Source organism: Streptomyces sp. NRRL F-5135 (genome assembly GCF_000719775.1).
Lineage (GTDB): Bacteria > Actinomycetota > Actinomycetes > Streptomycetales > Streptomycetaceae > Streptomyces > Streptomyces hebeiensis.
In genome coordinates this window covers 175,942-200,638 of the sequence record NZ_JOHR01000002.1, presented here as the reverse complement: position 1 = coordinate 200,638, position 24,697 = coordinate 175,942, and the positions used below count along the sequence as shown (strand labels likewise).

21 protein-coding genes and 4 tRNA genes are annotated in these 24,697 nt (G+C 69.3%); 6 read left to right on the top strand and 19 right to left on the bottom strand.

Annotated features, from left to right (window positions below):
* Window positions 1-457: 457 nt before the first annotated feature.
* The 10 genes from IG02_RS0104695 to IG02_RS0104650 all read right to left on the bottom strand — a co-directional run bounded on the left by IG02_RS0104695 (window position 458) and on the right by IG02_RS0104650 (window position 13,827).
* On the bottom strand, window positions 458-4,372 hold the full coding sequence (locus tag IG02_RS0104695; protein WP_030742161.1) for a DNA-directed RNA polymerase subunit beta': 3,915 nt from the start codon (window positions 4,370-4,372) through the stop codon (window positions 458-460).
* A gap of 126 nt (window positions 4,373-4,498) precedes the next feature.
* On the bottom strand, window positions 4,499-7,984 hold the full coding sequence (gene rpoB, locus IG02_RS0104690) for a DNA-directed RNA polymerase subunit beta (RefSeq protein ID WP_030742159.1): 3,486 nt from the start codon (window positions 7,982-7,984) through the stop codon (window positions 4,499-4,501).
* Window positions 7,985-8,577: 593 nt separating this feature from the next.
* Window positions 8,578-8,961 carry a 50S ribosomal protein L7/L12 gene (gene rplL / locus IG02_RS0104685; protein ID WP_030742158.1) on the bottom strand — a complete coding sequence of 128 codons (384 nt, stop codon included), beginning with the start codon at window positions 8,959-8,961 and terminating at the stop codon, window positions 8,578-8,580.
* Between the two features lie 111 nt (window positions 8,962-9,072).
* On the bottom strand, window positions 9,073-9,633 hold the full coding sequence (gene rplJ / locus IG02_RS0104680; protein ID WP_030742156.1) for a 50S ribosomal protein L10: 561 nt from the start codon (window positions 9,631-9,633) through the stop codon (window positions 9,073-9,075).
* Between the two features lie 299 nt (window positions 9,634-9,932).
* Window positions 9,933-10,799 (bottom strand): DUF6612 family protein, encoded by an 867-nt coding sequence (locus tag IG02_RS0104675; protein ID WP_030742154.1) that lies wholly within the window; start codon window positions 10,797-10,799, stop codon window positions 9,933-9,935.
* A 189-nt stretch (window positions 10,800-10,988) separates the two neighbouring features.
* Window positions 10,989-11,711, bottom strand: coding sequence for a 50S ribosomal protein L1 (gene rplA / locus IG02_RS0104670; protein WP_030742152.1), 723 nt, complete (start codon window positions 11,709-11,711; stop codon window positions 10,989-10,991).
* An 80-nt stretch (window positions 11,712-11,791) separates the two neighbouring features.
* The gene (rplK, locus tag IG02_RS0104665) at window positions 11,792-12,226 is read right to left on the bottom strand and encodes a 50S ribosomal protein L11 (RefSeq protein ID WP_030742150.1); all 435 of its coding nucleotides are present in this window, start codon (window positions 12,224-12,226) and stop codon (window positions 11,792-11,794) included.
* Window positions 12,227-12,449: 223 nt separating this feature from the next.
* Entirely contained in the window at window positions 12,450-13,292 is an 843-nt protein-coding gene (gene nusG / locus IG02_RS0104660) for a transcription termination/antitermination protein NusG (RefSeq protein WP_030742147.1), read from the bottom strand.
* 72 nt (window positions 13,293-13,364) lie between these two features.
* A complete protein-coding gene (gene secE, locus IG02_RS0104655) occupies window positions 13,365-13,649 on the bottom strand; it encodes a preprotein translocase subunit SecE (RefSeq protein ID WP_030742145.1) in 285 nt (94 codons plus the stop codon).
* 105 nt (window positions 13,650-13,754) lie between these two features.
* Window positions 13,755-13,827: transfer RNA gene (locus tag IG02_RS0104650), tRNA-Trp, on the bottom strand.
* 239 nt (window positions 13,828-14,066) lie between these two features.
* On the opposite strand from IG02_RS0104650, the gene IG02_RS0104645 reads away from it, so the two are divergent.
* Together IG02_RS0104645 and IG02_RS0104640 are read left to right on the top strand one after the other, a co-directional pair.
* A complete protein-coding gene (locus IG02_RS0104645) occupies window positions 14,067-15,293 on the top strand; it encodes a pyridoxal phosphate-dependent aminotransferase (RefSeq protein ID WP_030742142.1) in 1,227 nt (408 codons plus the stop codon).
* Window positions 15,294-15,449: 156 nt separating this feature from the next.
* On the top strand, window positions 15,450-16,571 hold the full coding sequence (locus tag IG02_RS0104640; RefSeq protein ID WP_267958490.1) for an adenosine deaminase: 1,122 nt from the start codon (window positions 15,450-15,452) through the stop codon (window positions 16,569-16,571).
* 34 nt (window positions 16,572-16,605) lie between these two features.
* On the opposite strand, the gene IG02_RS0104635 is transcribed toward IG02_RS0104640, so the two are convergent.
* The 6 genes from IG02_RS0104635 to IG02_RS0104610 form a co-directional block, all read right to left on the bottom strand.
* A complete protein-coding gene (locus IG02_RS0104635; RefSeq protein ID WP_030742138.1) occupies window positions 16,606-17,661 on the bottom strand; it encodes a UDP-N-acetylmuramate dehydrogenase in 1,056 nt (351 codons plus the stop codon).
* Window positions 17,662-17,721: 60 nt separating this feature from the next.
* Window positions 17,722-18,150 carry a MaoC family dehydratase gene (locus IG02_RS0104630; protein ID WP_030742136.1) on the bottom strand — a complete coding sequence of 143 codons (429 nt, stop codon included), beginning with the start codon at window positions 18,148-18,150 and terminating at the stop codon, window positions 17,722-17,724.
* A gap of 5 nt (window positions 18,151-18,155) precedes the next feature.
* A complete protein-coding gene (locus IG02_RS0104625; protein ID WP_030742134.1) occupies window positions 18,156-18,608 on the bottom strand; it encodes a MaoC family dehydratase N-terminal domain-containing protein in 453 nt (150 codons plus the stop codon).
* 144 nt (window positions 18,609-18,752) lie between these two features.
* Complete coding sequence (rpmG, locus tag IG02_RS0104620) at window positions 18,753-18,917, bottom strand: 50S ribosomal protein L33 (protein WP_003956487.1); 165 nt, start codon at window positions 18,915-18,917, stop codon at window positions 18,753-18,755.
* A gap of 88 nt (window positions 18,918-19,005) precedes the next feature.
* A tRNA-Met gene (locus IG02_RS0104615) sits at window positions 19,006-19,078 on the bottom strand.
* A gap of 47 nt (window positions 19,079-19,125) precedes the next feature.
* Window positions 19,126-19,198, bottom strand: a tRNA-Thr gene (locus IG02_RS0104610).
* 450 nt (window positions 19,199-19,648) lie between these two features.
* On the opposite strand from IG02_RS0104610, the gene IG02_RS0104605 reads away from it, so the two are divergent.
* Together IG02_RS0104605 and IG02_RS0104600 are read left to right on the top strand one after the other, a co-directional pair.
* Entirely contained in the window at window positions 19,649-20,992 is a 1,344-nt protein-coding gene (locus IG02_RS0104605; RefSeq protein ID WP_030742133.1) for an amidohydrolase family protein, read from the top strand.
* Between the two features lie 79 nt (window positions 20,993-21,071).
* Entirely contained in the window at window positions 21,072-21,731 is a 660-nt protein-coding gene (locus IG02_RS0104600; protein ID WP_030742132.1) for an SDR family oxidoreductase, read from the top strand.
* Window positions 21,732-21,873: 142 nt separating this feature from the next.
* Here the strand turns inward: IG02_RS0104600 and IG02_RS0104595 are convergent.
* Window positions 21,874-21,955 (bottom strand) — tRNA-Tyr (locus tag IG02_RS0104595).
* 218 nt (window positions 21,956-22,173) lie between these two features.
* Between IG02_RS0104595 and IG02_RS0104590 the strand changes: the two genes are divergently transcribed.
* Entirely contained in the window at window positions 22,174-22,662 is a 489-nt protein-coding gene (locus IG02_RS0104590; RefSeq protein ID WP_030742131.1) for a YajQ family cyclic di-GMP-binding protein, read from the top strand.
* Between the two features lie 194 nt (window positions 22,663-22,856).
* Here the strand turns inward: IG02_RS0104590 and IG02_RS0104585 are convergent, their stop codons facing one another.
* Window positions 22,857-23,126 (bottom strand): GlsB/YeaQ/YmgE family stress response membrane protein, encoded by a 270-nt coding sequence (locus IG02_RS0104585; RefSeq protein ID WP_030742127.1) that lies wholly within the window; start codon window positions 23,124-23,126, stop codon window positions 22,857-22,859.
* A 186-nt stretch (window positions 23,127-23,312) separates the two neighbouring features.
* Between IG02_RS0104585 and IG02_RS0104580 the strand changes: the two genes are divergently transcribed.
* Window positions 23,313-23,714, top strand: coding sequence for a YccF domain-containing protein (locus tag IG02_RS0104580; protein ID WP_030742125.1), 402 nt, complete (start codon window positions 23,313-23,315; stop codon window positions 23,712-23,714).
* A gap of 70 nt (window positions 23,715-23,784) precedes the next feature.
* Here the strand turns inward: IG02_RS0104580 and htpX are convergent, their stop codons facing one another.
* Window positions 23,785-24,648, bottom strand: coding sequence for a zinc metalloprotease HtpX (gene htpX / locus IG02_RS0104575; RefSeq protein ID WP_030742123.1), 864 nt, complete (start codon window positions 24,646-24,648; stop codon window positions 23,785-23,787).
* Window positions 24,649-24,697: the final 49 nt, after the last annotated feature.

Sequence of the window (24,697 nt, the reverse complement as noted above, 5' to 3'; positions counted from 1 at the left end):
TGCGGCTGAAGACACGCACGGGAGCCCAGGCACACCCCAGGCACAAGGTCTGAGCGTACCTACCGCACCGACTCCGGTCAAAACAAGTGCCCCGCTCCCGACACGCCGGACACCGCGCCACCGGGCCGTGCGCCGCCGGGCGGATACCCGCCAGGTCAGAACGGTTCTCCGACCGCGCCCCGCTTTCCGACCGCGCCCGGCCCTCCGACGGCGCCCGGCCCTCCGGGCGGCACCCCGGCCGCACCGGGGTGTGCCGGTCCCGCTCGCCCCGCCCCGAGGCCCGCGACGAGGGGTCCTGGGGGTCGCGCGGTACCGGGTCCCGCCGTACCGGGTTCCCACGGGCGGCCCCGGACACACACCGGGGCCCGGACGGCCCCGGGCGTACGCCGGAGAGCGGCCGGACACGCCGGAGGGCGGCCACCCCGTACGGGATGACCGCCCTCCGATTCCTCACGCCTTACTGGTTGTACGGACCGTAGTCGTAGTCCTCCAGCGGAACGGCCTGGCCGGAGCCCGTGCCGAACGGCGAGTAGTCGATGTCGTCGTAGCCGACGGCCGAGTACATCGCGGCCTTGGCCTCCTCGGTCGGCTCGACCCGGATGTTGCGGTAGCGGGACAGGCCCGTACCGGCCGGGATGAGCTTACCGATGATGACGTTCTCCTTGAGGCCGATCAGGGAGTCCGACTTGGCGTTGATCGCCGCGTCGGTCAGGACCCTGGTCGTCTCCTGGAAGGACGCCGCCGACAGCCACGACTCGGTGGCCAGCGACGCCTTGGTGATACCCATCAGCTGCGGACGGCCGGAGGCCGGGTGGCCGCCTTCCGTGACCACACGACGGTTCTCGGTCTCGAACTTCGAGCGCTCGACCAGCTCGCCCGGCAGCAGCTCCGCGTCGCCGGACTCGATGATCGTCACCCGGCGCAGCATCTGCCGGATGATGATCTCGATGTGCTTGTCGTGGATCGACACACCCTGCGAGTTGTAGACCTTCTGGACCTCGCCGACCAGGTGGACCTGGACGGCGCGCTGACCGAGGATCCGCAGCACGTCGTGCGGGTTGGTGGCACCCATGGTGAGCTTCTGGCCCACCTCGACGTGGTCGCCCTCGCGCACCTGGACCTTGGCACGCTTGGAGATCGGGAACGCCGTCTCGTCGCTGCCGTCGTCCGGGGTGACGACGATCTTCTTGGTCTTCTCCGTCTCCTCGATCCGGACGCGGCCGGCCGCCTCCGAGATCGGCGCGACGCCCTTGGGCGTACGGGCCTCGAAGAGCTCGACGACACGGGGCAGACCCTGGGTGATGTCGTCACCGGCCACACCACCGGTGTGGAAGGTACGCATCGTCAGCTGGGTGCCGGGCTCACCGATGGACTGGGCGGCGATGATGCCGACCGCCTCACCGATGTCGACCAGCTTGCCGGTGGCCAGCGAGCGGCCGTAGCAGAAGGCGCAGGTGCCGACCGCGGACTCGCAGGTCAGGACCGAGCGGGTCTTGACCTCCTCGACCCCGGCGCCCACCAGCGCGTCGATCAGGACGTCGCCCAGGTCGACATTGGCCGGCGCGATGACCTTGCCGTCCACGACGACGTCCTCGGCGAGCATCCGCGCGTACACGGAGGTCTCGACGTCGTCCGCCTTGCGCAGCACACCGTCGGCGCCGCGCTCGGCGATCCGCAGCTTCAGACCGCGCTCGGTGCCGCAGTCCTCCTCGCGGATGATCACGTCCTGCGAGACGTCCACCAGACGACGGGTCAGGTAACCCGAGTCGGCGGTACGCAGGGCGGTGTCGGCCAGACCCTTACGGGCACCGTGCGTGGCGATGAAGTACTCCAGCACGGACAGGCCCTCGCGGAAGGACGCCTTGATCGGACGCGGGATCGTCTCGTTCTTGGCGTTCGACACCAGACCACGCATACCGGCGATCTGACGCATCTGCATCATGTTTCCGCGCGCGCCCGAGTTCACCATCATGGAGACCGGGTTGGTCTTCGGGAAGTTCGCGTTCATCGCCTCGGAGACCTCGTTGGTCGCCTTGGTCCAGATCGCGATGAGCTCCTGCGTGCGCTCGTCCTTGGTGATCAGACCGCGCTCGTACTGCTTCTGGACCTTGTCGTCCTGCGCCTCGTAGCCCTGGACGATCGCCTTCTTCGCCTCGGGCACGATGATGTCCGAGATGGCGACGGTGACGCCGGAGCGGGTGGCCCAGAAGAAGCCGGCCGCCTTCAGGTTGTCGAGCGTCGCCGCCACGATGACCTTGGGGTAGCGCTCGGCCAGGTCGTTGACGATCTCGGAGAGCTGCTTCTTGCCCACCGTGTAGTCGACGAACGGGTAGTCCTCGGGCAGCAGCTCGTTGAAGAGCGCGCGGCCCAGCGTGGTCCGCAGCCGGAACGGGTCGCCCGGCTGCCACGGCGCGGCGGCGGGGTCGGCCTCGAACTCGTCGGAGGCCGGCGGGGTCCAGCCGCGCGGCGGGATGGTGCCCACCGGGAAGCGGATGTCGACCTTCGCCTGGAGCGAGAGCTCCCGGTTGTCGAAGGCCATGGTCGCCTCGGCGGTGGAGCCGAAGGACCGGCCCGCGCCGATGACCTCGCGCTCCTCCTCGTCGGTGGTGAGGAAGAACAGGCCGAGCACCATGTCCTGGGTGGGCATGGTGACCGGACGGCCGTCGGCCGGCTTGAGGATGTTGTTCGAGGAGAGCATCAGGATGCGCGCCTCGGCCTGGGCCTCCGCCGACAGCGGCAGGTGGACGGCCATCTGGTCACCGTCGAAGTCCGCGTTGAACGCGGTGCACACGAGCGGGTGGATCTGGATGGCCTTGCCCTCGACGAGCTGCGGCTCGAACGCCTGGATACCCAGCCGGTGCAGGGTGGGCGCACGGTTGAGCAGCACGGGGTGCTCGGCGATGACCTCTTCGAGCACGTCGTACACGACCGTGCGGCCGCGCTCGACCATGCGCTTCGCCGACTTGATGTTCTGCGCGTGGTTCAGGTCCACCAGGCGCTTCATCACGAACGGCTTGAACAGCTCCAGCGCCATCGCCTTGGGCAGACCGCACTGGTGCAGCTTGAGCTGCGGGCCGACGACGATCACGGAACGGGCCGAGTAGTCGACGCGCTTGCCGAGCAGGTTCTGCCGGAAGCGGCCCTGCTTGCCCTTGAGCATGTCGCTCAGGGACTTCAGCGGGCGGTTGCCCGGACCGGTGACCGGACGGCCGCGGCGGCCGTTGTCGAACAGCGCGTCGACGGCCTCCTGGAGCATCCGCTTCTCGTTGTTCACGATGATCTCGGGGGCGCCGAGGTCGAGCAGACGCTTGAGCCGGTTGTTCCGGTTGATCACACGGCGGTACAGGTCGTTCAGGTCGGAGGTCGCGAAGCGGCCACCGTCCAGCTGCACCATCGGACGCAGGTCCGGCGGGATGACCGGCACGCAGTCCAGCACCATGCCCTTGGGGCTGTTGCTGGTCTGGAGGAACGCGGAGACGACCTTGAGGCGCTTGAGCGCCCGGGTCTTCTTCTGGCCCTTGCCGGTACGGATGATCTCGCGGAGGCGCTCGGCCTCCTCGTCCAGGTCGAAGGACTCCAGGCGCTTCTGCAGCGCGGCGGCGCCCATCGAACCGTCGAAGTACGTGCCGAAGCGGTCACGCAGCTCGCGGTAGAGGAGCTCGTCGCCCTCCAGGTCCTGGACCTTCAGGTTCTTGAAGCGGTTCCACACCTCGTCGAGGCGGTCGATCTCGCGCTGCGCGCGGTCGCGGAGCTGCTTCATCTCGCGCTCGGCGCCCTCGCGCACCTTGCGGCGCACATCGGCCTTGGCGCCCTCGGCCTCCAGCTCGGCCAGGTCGGTCTCGAGCTTCTTGGCGCGGGCTTCCAGGTCGGCGTCGCGGCGGTTCTCGATCTGCTGGCGCTCGACGGAGACGTGCGCCTCCAGCGAGGGCAGGTCGCGCGTGCGGCGCTCCTCGTCCACGTACGTGATCATGTACGCGGCGAAGTAGATGACCTTCTCCAGGTCCTTCGGCGCCAGGTCCAGCAGGTAGCCCAGCCGGGACGGGACGCCCTTGAAGTACCAGATGTGGGTGACGGGCGCGGCCAGCTCGATGTGGCCCATCCGCTCACGGCGCACCTTGGCGCGGGTGACCTCGACGCCGCAGCGCTCGCAGATGATGCCCTTGAAGCGGACACGCTTGTACTTGCCGCAGTAGCACTCCCAGTCCCGGGTGGGACCGAAGATCTTCTCGCAGAAGAGTCCGTCCTTCTCGGGCTTGAGCGTGCGGTAGTTGATGGTCTCGGGCTTCTTGACCTCGCCGTGCGACCAGGTCCGGATGTCGTCCGCGGTGGCCAGGCCGATCCGCAGCTCGTCGAAGAAGTTGACGTCGAGCACTTGTCGTCAATCCCTCTTTCGGGGGTTCGAGCCCCTCGCCTCAGCGATTGGATTGGGGCACTTCATCAATGGTCTGAACGGGTCCGGGGAGAGCCGGCCGGACACGGGGTCCGGCCGGCGAACCCGTCAGACCTCTTCGACGCTGCTCGGCTCGCGCCGGGACAGGTCGATACCGAGCTCCTCCGCCGCGCGGAAGACATCCTCGTCCGTGTCGCGCATCTCGATGGACATGCCGTCCGAGGACAGCACCTCCACGTTGAGGCAGAGCGACTGCATCTCCTTGATGAGCACCTTGAAGGACTCGGGGATGCCGGGCTCGGGGATGTTCTCGCCCTTGACGATGGCCTCGTACACCTTCACGCGGCCGGTCACGTCGTCGGACTTGATCGTCAGCAGCTCCTGGAGGGCGTAGGCGGCGCCGTACGCCTCCAGCGCCCACACCTCCATCTCACCGAAGCGCTGACCGCCGAACTGCGCCTTACCACCCAGCGGCTGCTGGGTGATCATGGAGTACGGGCCGGTCGAGCGGGCGTGCAGCTTGTCGTCGACCAGGTGGTGGAGCTTGAGGATGTACATGTACCCGACCGAGATCGGGTCCGGGAACGGCTCACCGGAGCGGCCGTCGAACAGGCGCGCCTTGCCGGACGGCAGCACCATGCGGTTGCCGTCGCGGTTCGGGACGGTGTGCTCCAGCAGACCGGCCAGCTCGTCCTCGCGGGCGCCGTCGAAGACCGGCGTCGCCACGTTCGTACGCGGGTCGACCCGGTCGGCGCCGATGCCCTGGAGCCGCTCGGCCCACTCGTCCGCGAGGCCGGAGACGTCCCAGCCCTGGCTGGCGAGCCAGCCGAGGTGGATCTCCAGGACCTGTCCCGGGTTCATCCGGGACGGGACGCCCAGCGGGTTGAGGATGATGTCGACGGGGGTGCCGTCCTCCAGGAACGGCATGTCCTCGATCGGCAGGATCTTGGAGATGACGCCCTTGTTGCCGTGGCGGCCGGCGAGCTTGTCACCGTCGGTGATCTTGCGCTTCTGCGCGACGTACACGCGCACCAGCTGGTTCACACCGGGGGGCAGCTCGTCGCCCTCCTCGCGGTCGAAGACGCGCACGCCGATGACCTTGCCGGTCTCGCCGTGCGGCACCTTCAGCGAGGTGTCACGGACCTCGCGGGCCTTCTCACCGAAGATCGCGCGGAGCAGGCGCTCCTCCGGGGTCAGCTCGGTCTCGCCCTTGGGCGTGACCTTGCCGACCAGGATGTCGCCGGCGACGACCTCGGCACCGATGCGGATGATGCCGCGCTCGTCGAGGTCCGCGAGGACCTCCTCGGAGACGTTCGGGATGTCGCGGGTGATCTCCTCGGGGCCGAGCTTGGTGTCCCGGGCGTCGACCTCGTGCTCCTCGATGTGGATCGAGGAGAGGACGTCGTCCTGGACCAGCCGCTGGCTGAGGATGATCGCGTCTTCGTAGTTGTGGCCCTCCCACGGCATGAACGCCACGAGGAGGTTCTTGCCGAGCGCCATCTCACCCTGCTGGGTGGCCGGCCCGTCTGCGAGGACCTGGCCCTCGATCACCCGGTCGCCCTCGTTGACGATGACCTTCTGGTTGACCGAGGTGCCCTGGTTCGAGCGGGAGAACTTGGCGATGCGGTACGTGGTGTACGTGCCGTCGTCGTTGGCGACGGTGATGTAGTCCGCGGAGACCTCCTGGACCACACCCTCCTTCTCCGCCTTGATGACGTCACCGGCGTCGACCGCGCAGCGGTACTCCATGCCGGTGCCGACCAGCGGCGCCTCGGACGTGATCAGCGGCACGGCCTGGCGCATCATGTTCGCGCCCATGAGGGCGCGGTTGGCGTCGTCGTGCTCCAGGAACGGGATCATGGCGGTCGCGACCGACACCATCTGGCGCGGCGAGACGTCCATGTAGTCGACGTCCGTGGCGGGCACGTAGTCGACCTCGCCGCCACGGCGGCGCACCAGGACCCGGCTCTCGGTCAGGCGCAGGTCGTCGGAGAGGGTCGCGTTCGCCTGGGCGATGACGAACCTGTCCTCCTCGTCGGCGGTCAGGTAGTCCACCTCGTCGGTGACCTGGCCGTCGGTGACCTTGCGGTACGGCGTCTCCACGAAGCCGAACGCGTTGACCCGGCCGTACGACGCGAGCGAGCCGATCAGACCGATGTTCGGGCCTTCGGGCGTCTCGATCGGACACATGCGGCCGTAGTGCGACGGGTGCACGTCACGGACCTCGAAGCCGGCCCGCTCACGGGACAGACCGCCCGGGCCCAGCGCCGACAGGCGGCGCTTGTGGGTCAGCCCCGACAGCGGGTTGTTCTGGTCCATGAACTGCGACAGCTGGCTGGTGCCGAAGAACTCCTTGATGGAGGCGACGACCGGCCGGATGTTGATCAGGGTCTGCGGCGTGATCGCCTCGACGTCCTGGGTCGTCATGCGCTCGCGCACGACGCGCTCCATCCGGGCCAGACCCGTGCGGACCTGGTTCTGGATGAGCTCGCCGACGTTGCGCAGACGGCGGTTGCCGAAGTGGTCGATGTCGTCGGTCTCGACGACGATCTGCGTGCCGCTCTCGCCGACCGTCTCGGTCTCGCCGGCGTGCAGCTTGACCAGGTACTTGATGGTGGCGATGACGTCGTCGGTGGTGAGCACGCCGGCGTCCAGCGGCTCGTCCGCGCCGAGCTTCTTGTTGACCTTGTAGCGGCCGACCTTCGCCAGGTCGTAGCGCTTGGGGTTGAAGTAGAGGTTCTCCAGCAGCGTCTGGGCGGCCTCACGCGTGGGGGGCTCGCCCGGACGGAGCTTGCGGTAGATGTCGAGCAGCGCGTCGTCCTGGCCCTGGGTGTGGTCCTTCTCCAGGGTGGCGCGCATGGACTCGTACTCGCCGAACTCCTCCAGGATCTGCTCGGTCGTCCAGCCGAGCGCCTTGAGGAGGACGGTCACGGACTGCTTGCGCTTGCGGTCGATGCGCACACCGACCATGTCGCGCTTGTCGATCTCCATCTCCAGCCAGGCACCCCGGGACGGGATGATCTTGGCGGAGTAGATGTCCTTGTCGGACGTCTTGTCGATCGAGGAGTCGAAGTAGACACCCGGCGAACGGACCAGCTGCGACACCACGACACGCTCGGTGCCGTTGATGACGAAGGTGCCCTTGTTGGTCATGAGCGGGAAATCGCCCATGAAGACCGTCTGGGACTTGATCTCGCCGGTCTCGTTGTTGGTGAACTCGGCCGTGACGAAGAGCGGCGCGGCGAAGGTGAAGTCGCGCTCCTTGCACTCGTCGATCGAGTTCTTCGGCGGCTCGAAGCGGTGGTCGCGGAAGGTCAGCGACATCGACCCGGAGAAGTCCTCGATCGGGGAGATCTCCTCGAAGATCTCCTCCAGACCGGACTTCCTGGGGACGTCCTGCCCGTTCTCCAGAGCCGCCTCGACACGAGCCTTCCAAGCGGCGTTGCCGAGCAGCCAGTCGAAGCTCTCGGTCTGCAGAGCAAGGAGGTTCGGAACCTCAAGGGGCTCTTTGATCTTTGCAAAGGAGATGCGCAGCGGGGCGGTGCTGGCACCGTTGTTCGTATTCGCGGTCGAGGCGTTGCGCGAGGCGGCCAAGAGGGGGTCCTTCCGAGGGCTCGGACTCACTACGCGCGTACCGGTCCCAGGCCGGGCACGGAGGGAGAAAGCCCAGTTCAGGGCCTTTCACTCACCGATACTCTTGCGAGGGGGTGCCCCTGGTGACGGGCAGGGGGCAGCTAACAGGCAGCGCAAAGGGACAGTGTAGCCACTTGGCACACTGATGTCCAGAGCGGGTTTTCTGACGCCCTCGTTTGTCCCAGCACCCTTGTCTCAACCGCGGTCAACCTCGCGTCCCCTGACGCACATCGATACTGCCCTCTTCGCCGCCGATCCATGCCTCGAATCCGGATCGATGTGACGACGCGTCCTGAGAATCGCGCGCTACGTGCGGTTCGTCAAGGCCCCCCACCCCATGCGGAACCTCACCCGGGTGTGCGGACACAGCGATGATCACGATACTCGCCGCGCGCCGAAGAGCAAGGCACCCCCCTCGGGAACGCGGAAGGGCGACCACCCGGCTGGGTGATCGCCCTTCGCGTCAACGCTGCGCCCGAGGGCGCCGGGACCGGCTCGTTCCGCCTGCGGGCGGCCGGTGGCGGTCCCGGGAGAGGTCCTGGGACCTCAACGGGTCACTTGACCTCGACGGAGGCGCCGGCGCCCTTGAGGGACTCGGCGGCCTTGTCGGCGGCCTCCTTGGCGACCTTCTCGAGAACGGGCTTCGGGGCGCCGTCCACGAGGTCCTTGGCCTCCTTCAGACCCAGGGAGGTCAGCTCACGCACGACCTTGATGACCTGGATCTTCTTGTCGCCGGCAGCCGTGAGGACGACGTCGAACTCGTCCTGCTCCGGGGCGGCCTCCTCGGCCGGGCCGGCCGGGCCCGCGACGGCGACGGCGGCCGGGGCGGCGGCGGTGACGTCGAACTTCTCCTCGAAGGCCTTCACGAAGCCGGAGAGCTCGAGAAGGGTCATCTCCTCGAACTGCGCGAGCAGGTCTTCCTGGCTGAGCTTCGCCATGATGGCGGTCCTTCCACTAATTCGGCTGGTGCCGGTATGTACAGTTCGGCGGGCGACTGCCTGACGGCATGACCGCGAGGGTCTGCCCGCTGCGACCGAGCGCGAGCGTGATTACTCGGCGTCGGCCTCGGCGGGAGCCGACGCGTCGGCACCGCCCTGCTCTTCCTTCTTGGCGCGAAGCGCTTCCGCGGTGCGGACGAACTTCGACGGAAGCGCCTGGAAGAGCGCCGCAGCCTGCGACTGCTTGCCCTTCATGGCACCGGCCAGCTTGGAAAGCAGAACCTCACGGGACTCGAGGTCCGCAAGCTTCTTGATCTCGTCGGCGCTCAGCGCCTTGCCGTCAAGGACACCGCCCTTGATGACGAGATTCGGGTTGTCCTTGGCGAAGTCACGAAGACCCTTGGCCGACTCCACCGGGTCACCGGTGACGAAGGCAACAGCGGTCGGACCCTCGAACAGGTCGTCCAGCGTGTTGATCCCGGCCTCGTTGGCCGCGATCTTGGTCAGCGTGTTCTTCACCACGGCGTACTGGGCGTTCCCACCGAGCGAACGGCGCAGATCCCTGATCTGCGCCACGGTGAGACCCCGGTACTCGGTCAGCACAGCGGCGTTCGAGTCGCGGAACTTGTCCGTGAGCTCGGCCACCGCGGCAGCCTTGTCGGGCCTTGCCATGAGCATCGGCCTCCTTCCGGGTGATGAGGACCGCGAGGAAGGGGCTGGACAACGCAAAACGCCCCGAGCGCGGGCGCACGGGGCATAACTCGACCGAATGGAATCCGGGAGCTTTCCACAGTCACCTGCGCAGGACGTCCGCATCGAGCGGATCCTTCGGCCACCGCACCCTCGTACGAGTACACGGCAACGACCAGCGGTCTTTGGCTTCTGGAGGAGATTACGTCAAGGGGTCTCCGGCAGGCAAATCCGGCCCCCGCGCCACCACGGGGGCCGGACCGGGGCCGGACCGGCGGCCGTCAGGCGGCGCCGTCCTCCTCCATCATCTCGGCGAGGTCCATCGTCTCGGCGGCGGGCGGGGCGGTGATCTCCACCGGCTTGTTGTAGTCCCCGAAGACCATCGTCACGTCGAGCGGCCCGCTCGGAGTCGTGCTCCGCGTGCGGAACTGCTTGGTGTGGTCGCTGCCGTCGATCCACATGTCCATGGTCATCTTTTCGATGCCCATGTCCTCGTACGCCTTGAGCCCCTTCTCCTGGCGCTCCTTCGTCTCGGCGTCCGTCCCCTTCAGCGCCTTGCGCACGTCGTCCAGGGTGACCGTGCCCGTGTAGTGCGTCGTCTTGACGCCCTCCACGGTCTCCTCACCGACCTTCTTCAGGTCCTCGGCCGCGGTCATCGAGGCGGACTGGTCGGCCGGGTTCTGGTCGGCCTGGCCGGCGAGCGCGCCGAGGGGGTTGTCCTTGCCCTCCCCGAGCGCCTCCATCGGGAACTTGATCCAGCTCTTGCCGTCCATCTCCTTGGCGGCCGACTCGCCGCCGTTGAGGTACATGCCGTCGGACGTGAGCCGGACCTCGATCGCCTGCTTTTCCCCCGCGACCTCGACGTTCATCGTCATCCGCATGGCGAGGGGCTTCAGGTTCATCGCGGCGTCGCCGGTGAACGTGCCCTGGCCCGGGACCTGCCCCTTCATCGTGTACGACATCGAGGTGATCTTCTTGCCGTTCTCCGCGGCCTTCTTGACCGCCGCGACCGGCGACATCTCCACGGCCTGCGCGGGCTTCTCCGCCTTCGGCTCGGACTTGTCCGCCGACGCCGAACACGCCGCCGTACCGCACAGCAGCAGGCCTGTCAGCCCGGCCACCGCGACCTTCCCGTACATCTTGTTCATGATCCCCCCCAAGGGTCCATACAAGTAGTTCAGATGTGCGATGACTGTACAGCCGCCCTGTGACAATCCTGTGCGCACCGGCTCCGGCGGGCCTCTCGGACGAACACGACAAGCCGGTCCTCCCGCCCGGGGTTTCGGGCGGGAGGACCGGCTTGTCGTGACGCGGCTGACCCGCGGCGGCCGTCAGTCTCAGACGGCGGCCGGGTCCTCCTCGACGAGGAGGTTGCGGGTGCGGTTGGCGTCCAGCGGGATGCCGGGGCCCATCGTCGTCGTCAGGGTCGCCTTCTTGATGTAGCGGCCCTTGGCGGCGGACGGCTTGAGACGGAGGATCTCCTCCAGCGCCGCGGCGTAGTTCTCCACCAGCTTGGTCTCGTCGAAGGAGACCTTGCCGATGATGAAGTGCAGGTTCGAGTGCTTGTCGACCCGGAACTCGATCTTGCCGCCCTTGATGTCCGTCACGGCCTTGGTGACGTCCGGGGTGACCGTGCCGGTCTTCGGGTTCGGCATCAGACCACGCGGGCCGAGGACACGGCCGAGACGGCCGACCTTGCCCATGAGGTCCGGGGTGGCGACGACGGCGTCGAAGTCCAGACGGCCCTTCGAAACCTCGTCGATGAGCTCGTCGGCACCGACGATGTCGGCGCCCGCGGCACGCGCGGCCTCGGCACGGTCACCGGTCGCGAAGACCAGGACCCGGGCGGTCTTGCCGGTGCCGTGCGGAAGGTTCACGGTGCCGCGCACCATCTGGTCGGCCTTGCGCGGGTCGACACCCAGACGCAGGGCGACCTCGACGGTGCCGTCGAACTTGGAAACGGTGGTGTCCTTGGCGAGACGGACGGCCTCGAGCGGGGCGTACGCGCGCTCCCGGTCGATCTTCGCGTCCGCGCCGCGGAGAGCCTTGCTGCGCTTCACTTCTTCTCCTGGGTTTTCTGCAGGTGTGGAGTTCGTGGTCCGGGCCGCGCATGGCCCTGCCACTGGGGTGCCCGGCTGGGTCAGCCCTCGATCGTGACGCCCAGCGAACGGGCGGTGCCGGCGATGATCTTCTCGGCGGCGTCCAGGTCGTTCGCGTTCAGGTCGGGCATCTTGGTCGTGGCGATCTCGCGCACCTGGTCACGCGTGATCTTCGCGACCTTCGTGGTGTGCGGGGTGCCGGAGCCCTTGGCCACGCCCGCGGCCTTGAGGATCAGCTTGGCGGCCGGCGGAGTCTTCGTGATGAAGGTGAAGGAGCGGTCCTCGTAGACCGTGATCTCCACCGGCACGACCGTGCCACGCTGCGACTCGGTCGCGGCGTTGTAGGCCTTGCAGAACTCCATGATGTTGACGCCGTGCTGACCCAGCGCGGGACCGACCGGCGGAGCCGGGTTGGCCGCGCCGGCCTGGATCTGGAGCTTGATGAGCCCCGTGACCTTCTTCTTCTTGGGAGGCATGTGTTCTCTCCGGGTCCTGGTGAGAGTGTTCAGCCGACCACCCGGTCATCCGGATGGAGGCATACCGCACAACGATAACGGGTAGAGGTGTGCGGTTAAAAACCGACAGGTCAGACAGGCACTCGGCCTGTCCGACCCGGTCGGAATGCGCTCGGGAGCCGTTCGGCGTCCGTACAGCCGGAGCGGGCCGGAGCGATGTGCGCTCCGGCCCGCTCCGACACGCTCAGTTCTTCTGGATCTGGTCGAAGCTCAGCTCGACCGGGGTCTCCCGGCCGAAGATCTCGACCAGGCCCTTGACCTTCTTCGAGTCGGCGTTGATCTCGTTGATCGTCGCCTGGAGCGTCGCGAACGGGCCGTCCGTGACGGTGACCGAGTCGCCCACCTCGAAGTCCAGCACCTGGACCTCGACCTTGCGGGCCGGAGCCGGCTTGCCCTCGGCCTCCGCGGCCTCACGGGCGGCCTTCTCCTCGGCCTCCGGGGCGAGCATCTTGACGATCTCGTCCAGGGTCAGCGGATACGGGTCGTAGGCGTTGCCCACGAAGCCGGTGACACCGGGAGTGTTGCGGACGACGCCCCAGGACTCGTTCGTCAGATCCATGCGCACCAGGACATAGCCCGGGAGCTTGTTCTGGCGAACGTTCTTCCGCTCGCCGTTCTTGATCTGGACGATCTCTTCCTCGGGGACCTCGGCCTGGTAGATGAACTCCTCGACGTTCAGCGAGACGGCGCGCTGCTCCAGGTTGGCCTTCACGCGCTTCTCGTAGCCCGCGTAGGTGTGGATGACGTACCACTCGCCGGGCAGACCACGCAGTTCCTCACGGAGGGCGGCGATCGGGTCGACCGGGGCCTCGGGCTCCGCGGCGGCGGGCTCCTCGGCCTGCTCGTCGTCGGTCGCCTCCGCTTCCCCCGCCGCGGGGGCCGCGGCCTCTTCGGCCGGCTCACCCGCGGCGTCGTCAGCGGATTCGGCCCGGTCTGGCTCGACAGCGTCCGCCGCCTCGACGATGTCGGTCTCGTCCTTGGCGGACTCCACCGACTCGCCGGCGTCGTTCAGTTTCGGGTCAGACACGGTGGCTGCTTCTTCCTGGCTCAATGGGTGGAACACGCGAAAGGGGCGCCGAGCGGGGCGCCCTCCGCGGGATCAGCCGAAGACGTACTTGATCGCTTGCTGGAAGCCATAGTCAATCACGGTCACCAGACCGATCATGATGACAACGAAGACAATCACCACGGTGGTGTACGTCGTCAGCTGACTGCGAGTCGGCCAGACGACCTTGCGCAGCTCGGCGACGATCTGACGGTAGAAGAGCGCGAGGCGACCCAGCGGGCCCTTCTTTCCGCGCTTGCCGCCCTTGCGGGTCTTCTTCGACTCGGCGGACTCATCGTCGGCATCAGGCTTGTCGATGGAGCCCACGGCGTCCGTCACGCTCTCTCACCTGATTCCGGGTCGTGGCCGTGCCGCGCCCGGGGGAGCCGCACGGCGGTGCAATGACTGTACGTACATGCGCACACATCCTGGCGGTGTGTGTAGCAGGGCCGGAGGGACTTGAACCCCCAACCGCTGGTTTTGGAGACCAGTGCTCTACCAATTGAGCTACGACCCTTTGCGTTTTCCCCAACCTACCGCATCCGACCGGACGCACGGCGTGCGCGGTACGGACCGACTGCTGAAGGCCAACGACGAGTGAGTGTACGTGGTCGTGGCGCCCGCGTCGAACAGCATTCCCCCACGAGTCCCCCGTCGCTCGCCCCCGCTCCCTTCCCCCGCCCGGGGAGCGGCTCGTAAGGCCGACGCGCGAAACGTATGTGCCGTTCATGTTTCAGGTCTGGGAACATGGGCCGCATGAGCGCTGCAATCCCACCCACCGAGCGCCGGGTCTCCGCCCGGGTCGGCGCGATCTCCGAGTCCGCGACCCTCGCCGTGGACGCCAAGGCCAAGGCCCTGAAGGCCGCCGGGCGTCCGGTGATCGTCTTCGGTACGGGCGAGCCCGACTTCCCCACCCCCGACTACATCGTCGACGCGGCCGTGGAAGCGTGCCGCCTCCCCAAGTTCCACCGCTACACGCCGGCCGGCGGGCTCCCCGAGCTCAAGGCCGCCATCGTGGCCAAGACGCTGCGCGACTCGGCGTACGAGATCGACACCTCGCAGGTCCTGGTGACCAACGGCGGCAAGCAGGCGATCTACGAGGCGTTCGCGGCGATCCTGGACCCGGGCGACGAGGTCATCGTCCCGGCCCCGTACTGGACCACCTACCCCGAGTCGATCCGGCTGGCCGGCGGTGTCCCGGTAGAGGTGGTGGCCGACGAGACGACCGGCTACCGCGTCTCCGTCGAGCAGCTGGAGGCGGCCCGCACCGAGCGCACGAAGGCCGTGCTCTTCGTGTCGCCGTCCAACCCGACCGGCGCCGTCTACAGCGAGGCCGACACGGAGGCCATCGGGCGCTGGGCCGTCGAGCACGGGCTGTGGGTGATGACGGACGAGATCTACGAGCACCTCGTCTACGGCGACGCCACTTTCACCTCGCTGCCCGCGATCCTGCCCGAGCTGCGGGACAAGTGCGTCGTGATCAACGGGGTCGCCAAGACCTACGCCATGACCGGCTGGCGGGTGGGCTGGCTCATCGGCCCCAAGGACGTCGTCAAGGCCGCGACGAACCTCCAGTCGCACGCCACGTCCAACGTCTCGAACGTCGCGCAGGCCGCGGCGCTCGCCGCCATCTCCGGTGACCTGGAGGCCGTGGCGGAGATGCGCACCGCCTTCGACCGCCGCCGCCGGACCATCGTGCGGATGCTGAACGAGATCGACGGCGTGGTCTGCCCGGAGCCCGAGGGCGCGTTCTACGCGTACCCCTCGGTGAAGGCGCTGCTCGGCAAGGAGATCCGCGGCAGGCGCCCGGAGACCTCGGTCGAGCTGGCCGCGCTGATCCTGGACGAGGTCGAGGTCGCCGTCGTCCCGGGTGAGGCGTTCGGCACACCGGGCTACCTGCGGCTGTCGTACGCGCTCGGGGACGAGGACCTGGTCGAGGGCATCGGCCGGATCCAGAAGCTGCTGGCCGAGGCCAAGGACTGAGCCGGGGCGCCGCCGCGCGAAGCGGCGCCGCACGTGCGAACGGGCTCCCCGCCACTCGGCCGGGGGCCCGTTCGCGTACTCGGACAAGATCTCGATCAAGCCCTCGATCGATGGAACGGGATGCCGGACGGCCCGGTGATACGGCAGGATCCTGGGATGGAGAGCACCACCCCGGAGAGCACCCCCCGCCCCCGCCGCGACACGCGGCTCAGCGAGCCCCGGCCCGGCGGGACCGGCCCCCGTACAACAGATCCCCGTGATGCGGGCCCCCGCGATGTGAGCACCCTGCCGAAGGCCCACCTGCACCTGCACTTCACCGGTTCGATGCGGTCGGCGACCCTGCTCGAACTCGCGGACAAGTACGGCGTCCACCTGCCCGACGCGCTGACCGGCGGTGAACCGCCCAAGCTGCGCGCCACCGACGAGCGCGGCTGGTTCCGCTTCCAGCGGCTGTACGACATCGCCCGGTCCTGCCTGCGCGCGCCGGAGGACATCCAGCGGCTGGTGCGCGAGGCCGCCGAGGAGGACGTGCGGGACGGCTCCGGCTGGCTGGAGATCCAGGTCGACCCCACGTCGTACGCGCCCCACCTGGGCGGCCTGATCCCCGCCCTGGAGATCATCCTGGACGCCGTGGACGCCGCTTCCGCGGAGACCGGCCTCGGGATGCGCGTGGTGGTCGCGGCGAACCGCATGAAACACCCGCTGGACGCCAGGACACTGGCCCGGCTGGCGGTGCGCTACGCGGACCGCGGCGTCGTGGGGTTCGGGCTCTCCAACGACGAACGGCGCGGCATGGCACGGGACTTCGACCGCGCGTTCGCCATCGCCCGGCACGGCGGCCTGCTGGCCGCGCCGCACGGCGGCGAGCTGACCGGCCCCTCCTCCGTACGGGACTGCCTGGACGACCTGCGCGCGGCCAGGATCGGGCACGGCGTACGCGCGGCCGAAGACCCCCGGCTGCTCCACCGGCTCGCGGAACGCGGGGTCACCTGCGAGGTCTGCCCGTCCTCCAACGTCGCGCTGGGGGTCTACGAGAAGCCGGAGGACGTGCCGCTGCGCACGCTGTTCGAGGCGGGCGTCCCGATGGCGCTGGGCGCGGACGACCCGCTGCTCTTCGGTTCCCGGCTGGCCGCCCAGTACGAGCTGGCCCGGCTCCACCACGGCTTCACCGACGAGGAGCTGGCCGAGCTGGCCCGCCAGTCGGTCCGGGGCTCGGCGGCGCCGGCCGACGTACGGCAGAGGCTGCTGGCGGGCGTCGACGCCTGGCTGGCCGGCTGACGGCGGGCCCGGGGCGGCTTCGGAAGGCGCGGCCTCAGAGGCTGACGCCGACCGTCACCGGCTCGTTGACCAGGGTGACCCCGAACGCCTCGCGGACCCCGGTGACCACCTCGCGGGCGAGGGCCAGCAGGTCCTCGGTGGTCGCCTCGCCCCGGTTGGTGAGGGCGAGGGTGTGCTTGGTGGAGATACGGGCCGGGCCCGAGCCGTACCCCTTGGTGAAGCCGGCCTTGTCGATCAGCCAGGCGGCGGAGGTCTTCGTGCGCCCGTCCTCCGCCGGGTACGCGGGCGGCGCCACGCCGTCACCGAGCCGCGCGTGGACGCGGGCCAGGAAGTCCGCGTACTCCTCGGCGCCGAGGACCGGGTTGGTGAAGAACGAACCGGCGGACCACGTGTCGTGGTCGTCGGGGTCCAGCACCATGCCCTTGCCCGCGCGCAGGGCCAGGACGGTCTCCCGGACGGTGGCGAGGGGAGCGCGGTCGCCGGGCGCGACACCGAGGGCGCGGGCGGTCTCGGCGTACCTGACGGGCGCGGAGAGCCCGCCCGCGTCCTCCAGCGCGAAGCGCACGGAGAGCACGACCCAGCGCTCGGGGTGGGCCTTGAAGCGGCTGTGGCGGTAGGAGAAACCGCAGTCGGCGTTCGGGAGGGTGACTCTCTCGCGGGTGGCGCGGTCGTAGGCGACGACCTCGGTGACGGTGCCGGCCACCTCCTGGCCGTACGCGCCGACGTTCTGGATCGGGGTGGCACCGGCCGAGCCGGGGACGCCCGCGAGGCACTCGATACCCGCGAGGCCCGCCTCGACGGCCCGGGCGACGGCGTCGCTCCAGACCTCGCCCGCCGCCAGTTGGAGCGAGGTGCCGTCGAGCGCGAAGCCCCGGGTGGCGATGCGCAGGGCGGTGCCGTCGAAACCCTTGTCCCCGATGACCAGGTTGCTGCCGCCGCCGATGATCAGCAGCGGTGTCCCGGCGTCGTCGGCCTCGCGTACGGCGGCGATCACCTCGTCGTCGGTGGTGGCCGTGACAAGGCGGGCGGCGGGGCCGCCGAGGCGGAAGGTGGTCAGGGGGGCGAGTGGGGCGTCGTGGAGTTCCTGCACGGGCACAAGAGTACGGTCAGGGCGGACCACCCGTTCCCGGGGCGCGACGGGGCGCGGCGGTCAGCCGAGCCGGACGACCGCGCGGGACATGCCGAGCACCTTCTGTCCGGCGCTCATGGCGGTCAGGTCCACCCGTACCCGGCGGTCGTCGAGCTTGGCGCCGACCTTGGCGCTGACCTCGACCACCGCGCCCTCGTCGTCGTTCGGCACGACGACGGGCTTGGTGAAGCGCACGCCGTACTCGACGACGGCGCCCGGGTCGCCCGCCCAGTCGGTCACCACCCGGATCGCCTCGGCCATGGTGAACATGCCGTGCGCGATGACGTCGGGGAGGCCGACCTCCTTGGCGAACTTCTCGTTCCAGTGAATCGGGTTGAAGTCCCCGGACGCGCCCGCGTACCGCACCAGCGTCGCGCGCGTGACCGGGAACGTGCCCGCCGGCAGCTCCGTACCGACCTCGACCTCGTCGTAACCGATCTTCGCGGCCATGGTCCTCACGCCTCCTCGGCGGCGCGCGCCACCAGCTTGGTCCAGGCGGTCACGACGTGCTCGCCCGCCTCGTCGTGCACCTCGCCCCGGACGTCGATGATGTCGTTCCCCGCGAGGGACTTGATGGCCTCGATGGTCGAGGTGACCGCCAGCCGGTCCCCCGCCCGTACGGGCCGCGAGTAGGCGAACTTCTGGTCGCCGTGCACCACGCGGCTGTAGTCCAGGCCCAGTCGCGGGTCGGCGATCACATCGCGGGCGGCCTTGAAGGTGATCGCGAACACGAAGGTCGGCGGTGCGATGAGATCGCAGTGCCCGAGCGCCTTGGCAGCCTCCGGGTCGAGGTACGCCGGATTCGGGTCGCCGACCGCCTCGGCGAACTCCCGGATCTTCTCCCGGCCGACCTCGTACGGCGCGGTGGGCGGATAGCTCCGCCCCACGAAGGACTGATCGAGCGCCATGACTCGCTCCCTCCTGTGTCGAACTCTGTCGGACTGTGTCGCGCGTCGCTCTGCGTCGGACCGCACGCGATCCGACCACGACGGACCAGGACAAACGACGCGAGGCCGTCCCCCAGCGGGGACGGCCTCGCAGACGAGCCTGATTCAGCGCGTTTCGCGGTGCGCGGTGTGCGAGTTGCAGCGCGGGCAGTGCTTCTTCATCTCAAGACGGTCCGGGTTGTTGCGCCGGTTCTTCTTGGTGATGTAGTTCCGCTCCTTGCACTCCACGCAGGCCAGCGTGATCTTCGGGCGGACGTCGGTGGCAGCCACGTGAGTGCTCCTTGACGGACGGATGGACGGATGAACGCATAAAAGAGTAGCCGATCGAAGGACCGACCCCACAATCGGCTACCGTGTGTAGCGGTGACCGGACTTGAACCGGTGACACAGCGATTATGAGCCGCTTGCTCTACCGACTGAGCTACACCGCTTCGATGCTGGATCACCTCGCCCGAAGGCGAGGATCACCGAACATCTGAGCCCCAATACGGAATCGAACCGTAGACCTTCTCCTTACCATGGAGACGCTCTGCCGACTGAGCTATTGGGGCGAGCGATGAAGACATTACACGGTTGCTCGCCACTAGCCCAAATCCGTTTACGCGAATCCGTTTGGGACCGCCGGCCCGGTGATCCGGCCGCCCCGCGCCCGGAACCGCCCAGGGGTCTGTTCGGGGACGGCCCACGGGCCGCCCGGGGCCTGGCCGATCTCCGCTCAGGGCCGGCCGAGGGGGTGCCCGGCGACGGCCGAGAGGTGCCCCCGGGCAGCGCCCGGACAGCCCGTGTGCCGTCCGGTTACGCGCCCGCCCGCATACCTCTCGCACCCACCTGTACGTACGCGTTTCCTGTCCACCCGTGCGTACACCTCTCGTACCCACCCGTACGGCATTCGTGGCCTCGCCGGTACGACTATTGCGCTCTTCCACGACGCTCGGCGGAGCCGCGCCTAATCTCGATTCACGCGGTGCGATCCGCACGCGGAAGTCTTGAGCAGGAGCGGGATGCCCGACAGCCAGCCGCAGCCGCCCGGTGGTGCCGCCGACACCACCGCGCTCGTTCTCTGCGGGGCCCGACTCACCGACGGCAGGACGGTGGACGTACGGCTCAGCGGGGGCCGGATCGAGGCCGTCGGCACGGCGGGCAGCCTCGGCGCCCAGGGTGCCCGGGTCGACCTCGGCGGATACCTGCTGCTGCCCGCCCCCGCGGAACCGCACGCGCACAGCGACACCGCGCTGACCGCCCTGTCCTCCCCGCCCGCCCCGCACACCGGGGAGACCGCGCAGGGCCCCCCGGGCGGGCAGGGCGCCGGGCAGTGCGGCGCCGGGCCCGTCCCGTACGGGCCCGAGGACGTACGGCGCCGGGCCACCGAGGCCGCCCTGCTCCAACTGGGACACGGGGCGACCGCGCTGCGCTCCCACGTACGGATCGGGGACGCGCAGGAACTCGTCCGGATGGAGGCGGTGCTCCAGGCGCGGCGCTCGCTGCGCGGGCTCGGCGACCTGGCGGCCGTCGCCGTACCCCGGCTGCTGACCGGGCTCGCCGGGGCCGACGGGCTCGCGATGCTGCGGGACGCGGTGAAGATGGGCGCGGGCGCGGTGGGCGGCCGGCCCGACCTGGATCCGGACCCGGCCGGCTTCGCGGAGGCGGTGCTGGAGGTCGCGGCAGAGCACGGCTGCCCCGTCGACCTGCACACGGACGGTGACGACCCGGCGCGGCTGGCCCGGCTCGCGGCGATGGTGGGCGGCCTGCGGCAGCCCGTGACGCTCGGGCCGTGCGGGGGGCTGGCCCGGCTCCCGGCCGAGGTGGCCGCCCGGGCCGCGGACCAGCTCGCGGCGGCCGGGGTGACGGTGGTCTGCCTGCCGCAGGGCGGCTGCGGCGGGGTGGACGAACGGGGCGTCGCGCCCGTGGGGCTGCTGCGGGCGGCCGGCGTACGGGTCGCGGCGGGCAGCGGGGCGCTGCGCGACGTCTCGAACCCCGTGGGGCGCGGCGACCCGCTGGAGGCCGCGTACCTGCTGGCCGCGCAGTCCGGGCTGTCCCCGGACGAGGCGTACGGCGCGGTGAGCGCGGTGGCGCGGGCGGCGATGGGGCTGCCGGAGGTGCGGGTGGAGGCCGGTTTCCCGGCCGAACTGCTCGCCGTCCGGGGCGAGGAGCTGGCGGGCGCGCTGTCCCTCGCGTACAGCAGGATCGTCATCCACCGGGGGCGGGTGGTCGCGCGGACGAGCGCGGTACGGGAGTACTGCGACCCGGCGGCGGTCTCCCTGGAGGTCCCGCGCCAGGGTCGCTCCGACTTCGGACAACCGGGCCAGCCTGGTCAGCCGGGACAACCGGGGCCGCCGGGCCCGTGAGCGCGGGACGGGCGGCCGGAAGCCGGTGCGCACGGTGCGCCCCGTGCGCGCACACGCTCGGGGACGTACGGTCGGGGCCATGCGCATTGTCATTGCCGGAGGACATGGCCAGATCGCGTTGCGGCTGGAGCGCCTGCTCGCCGCGCGCGGCGACGAGGTGGCGGGCATCATCCGCAACCCCGAACAGGCGGACGAGCTACGGGCGGCGGGTGCGGAACCCGTCGTCCTGGACCTGGAATCGGCCTCGGTCGACGAGGTGGCCGCGGTACTGGAGGGCGCGGACGCCGCGGTCTTCGCGGCGGGCGCCGGCCCGGGGAGCGGGGCGGCCCGCAAGGAGACGGTGGACCGGGGCGCGGCGGTCCTGTTCGCGGACGCCGCGGAACGCGCCGGCGTGCGCCGCCACGTCGTGGTCTCGTCGATGGGTGCCGACCCCGACCACCAGGGCGACGAGGTCTTCGACGCCTACCAGCGCGCCAAGGGCGAGGCGGACGCGTACGTACGCTCCAGGGCAGCGCTGGACTGGACGATCCTGCGCCCGGGCATGCTGACGAACGACGCGGGCACGGGTCTGGTCCGGCTCGCGGAGTCGACGGGCCGCGGCCCGGTCCCCCGGGACGACGTGGCGGCGGTCCTGGCCGAACTGCTGGACACCCCGGCCACGGCGGGACTGACCCTGGAGCTGATCGCCGGCCCGGACCCGGTCGCGGACGCCACGAAGGCGGCAGCGGGCACGGCCTGAAAACCGGGGCGGACCGGTCGGCTCGGTCGGCTCGACGGGCCGCGCGGATCGGTCGCATCGGTCGCATCGGTCACATCCTGAACGCACGCGAAGACGGCCCCTGTTCCACGTCGTCCGTGGAACAGGGGCCGTCTTTGTCGCGTGGCGGCGCCAGGATTCGAACCTGGGTAGGCTAAGCCGACGGATTTACAGTCCGCTCCCATTGGCCACTCGGGCACACCGCCATGGGATGTCGCTGCCGGTGGGAGGCCCGCCGTGGGGCGGTGCTCCGTGGCAACGACGTAAACGATACCCGATGCCCGGGGGTGCTCCGCCACCCGGTTGATCAGCGCCCGGGGCGGGCGCGGGTGACTAGGCTTTACGCCAGCGACCGGCGGTGTCGGTCGTGGAGCGAGCACGTGATGAGCACCCCGTCAGCCCCCGATGCAAGGAGCCACAGGACATGGCCGACTCCAGTTTCGACATCGTCTCGAAGGTCGAGCGGCAGGAGGTCGACAACGCCCTCAACCAGGCGGCGAAGGAGATCTCGCAGCGTTACGACTTCAAGAACGTCGGCGCCTCGATCAGCTGGTCCGGCGAGAAGATCCTGATGCAGGCGAACTCGGAGGAGCGGGTCACCGCGATCCTCGACGTCTTCCAGTCCAAGCTGATCAAGCGGGGAATCTCGCTCAAGGCGCTGGACGCGGGCGAGCCGCAGCTGTCCGGCAAGGAGTACAAGATCTTCGCCTCGATCGAGGAGGGCATCTCCCAGGAGAACGCCAAGAAAGTGGCGAAGATCATCCGGGACGAGGGTCCCAAGGGCGTCAAGGCCCAGGTGCAGGGCGACGAGCTGCGGGTCAGCTCCAAGAGCCGGGACGACCTCCAGGCCGTGATCGCGCTGCTGAAGGGGCAGGACTTCGAATTCGCGCTGCAGTTCGTGAACTACCGGTGACGTCGTTGAACCGCCGCTGACACGGTGGGGGCGGTGACGGGGACGGCCGTCGGACCGGTCGAGCGGGTACGGGCCGCCGCTCATGGGCGGCCCGTACCCGCTCGGGGCCGGGGCCGCTCGGGGCGGGGCGCTCAGGAACGGGGCCGCTCGGAGCCGCTCGGGGCCGTTCCGGGGTCGCGCGGGCCGTCGTCGGCTCAGCGGGACCGCGAGTGGCCGAAGAGCAGCCGGTAGACGACGAGCAGGACGAACGCCCCACCGATCGCCGCGAGCCAGGTGGCTCCGTCGAAGAAGTCGTTGTTGATCGGGCGGTCGAGCCAGCGGGCGGAGATCCAGCCACCGACGAAGGCGCCCGCGATGCCTATGAGTGTCGTACCGATCAGCCCGCCGGGATCCTTTCCGGGGAGCAGGATCTTGGCAGCCGCCCCGGCGAGGAGTCCGAGAATGATCCACCCGATGATGCTCACGCCTTGAACCTGCCTTTCATGTGCTGTTCGCCATGCATTTCGTACTGAGTTGTCCACCAAGACGCCGAAGGCGTGGCCCATGGTTGCGGATGCCGCCGTGAACCGCTCGTTTTCCGCTTCCGGGGGCTGGGTCCGATACTGGTCGTGAGCAGCGACAACGGGCGGACACGCGGGAGGCACGTGCTCATGAAGCTCATCGAACTGATCCTCAACATCCTCTGGCTGGTGCTCTGCGGGATCTGGATGGCCCTCGGGTATGTGGTCGCGGCGATCATCTGCTTCGTACTGATCGTGACCATTCCGTTCGGGATCGCTTCTCTCCGGATCGCGGGCTACGTTCTCTGGCCCTTCGGACGTACGACCGTCGAGCGGCCGGGTGCCGGCGCCCCCTCCTTCATCGGCAATGTGATCTGGCTGATCTTCGCCGGGTGGTGGCTGGCGCTCGGGCACCTGCTTACCAGCATTCCCCTCTTCCTGTCGATCATCGGGATCCCCTTCGGCTGGGCGAACCTGAAGCTGATCCCGATCTCGCTGATGCCCCTGGGACGGGATGTCGTGGCGACGGACGAGCGTTTCGGGGCCCGCTGAGTTTGGGGGTCCGCCGAGTTTCGGGACCCGCTGACCGACCGGGCCCGACGGCCAGGTCCGAGGTGGCCGGTCAGGGCCTGCGGCCCGCCATCTGCTCCAGCCGCGCGATCCGCTCGGCCATCGGCGGGTGCGTCGAGAACAGCTTCGACAGGCCCTGCCCGGGACGGAACGGGTTGGCGATCATCAGATGGCTCGCCGTCTCCAGCCGTGGCTCGGGGGGCAGCGGCAACTGCTTCGTACCGGCGTCGAGTTTGCGCAGCGCGCTCGCCAGGGCCAGTGGGTCGCCCGTGATCTGAGCGCCCGAGGCATCCGCCTCGTACTCCCGCGAACGGCTCACCGCGAGTTGGATGACCGAGGCCGCGAGCGGCCCCAGGAGCATGATCAGCAGCATGCCGAAGGGGCCGGGACCGTCATCGTTGTCGGAGCGGCCCACGGGGATCAGCCAGGCGAAGTTCACCAGGAACATCACCACGGAGGCGAGGGCCCCGGCGACCGACGAGATCAGGATGTCCCGGTTGTAGACATGGCTGAGCTCATGACCGAGGACTCCGCGCAACTCCCGCTCGTCCAGGATCTGGAGGATGCCCTCCGTGCAGCAGACGGCCGCGTTGCGCGGGTTGCGGCCCGTCGCGAAGGCGTTGGGCGCCTGGGTCGGCGAGATGTACAACCGGGGCATGGGCTGACGCGCGGCCGTCGACAGCTCGCGGACGATCCGGTACAGCTGTGGCGCCTCGAACTCGCTGACGGGGCGCGCGCGCATGGCGCGCAGAGCGAGCTTGTCGCTGTTCCAGTAGGCGTACGCGTTCGTGCCGATCGCCACGACGAGCGCGACGATCAGGCCTGTACGGCCGAAGAAACTGCCGATCGCGATGATGAGCGCGGACAGTCCGCCCAGTAGGACGGCCGTCTTCAGCCCGTTGTGCCGGCGGTGCACGGTACGCCCTCCAAATGGTGCGGCAGGGGAACCCGCTACTGACGCTGCT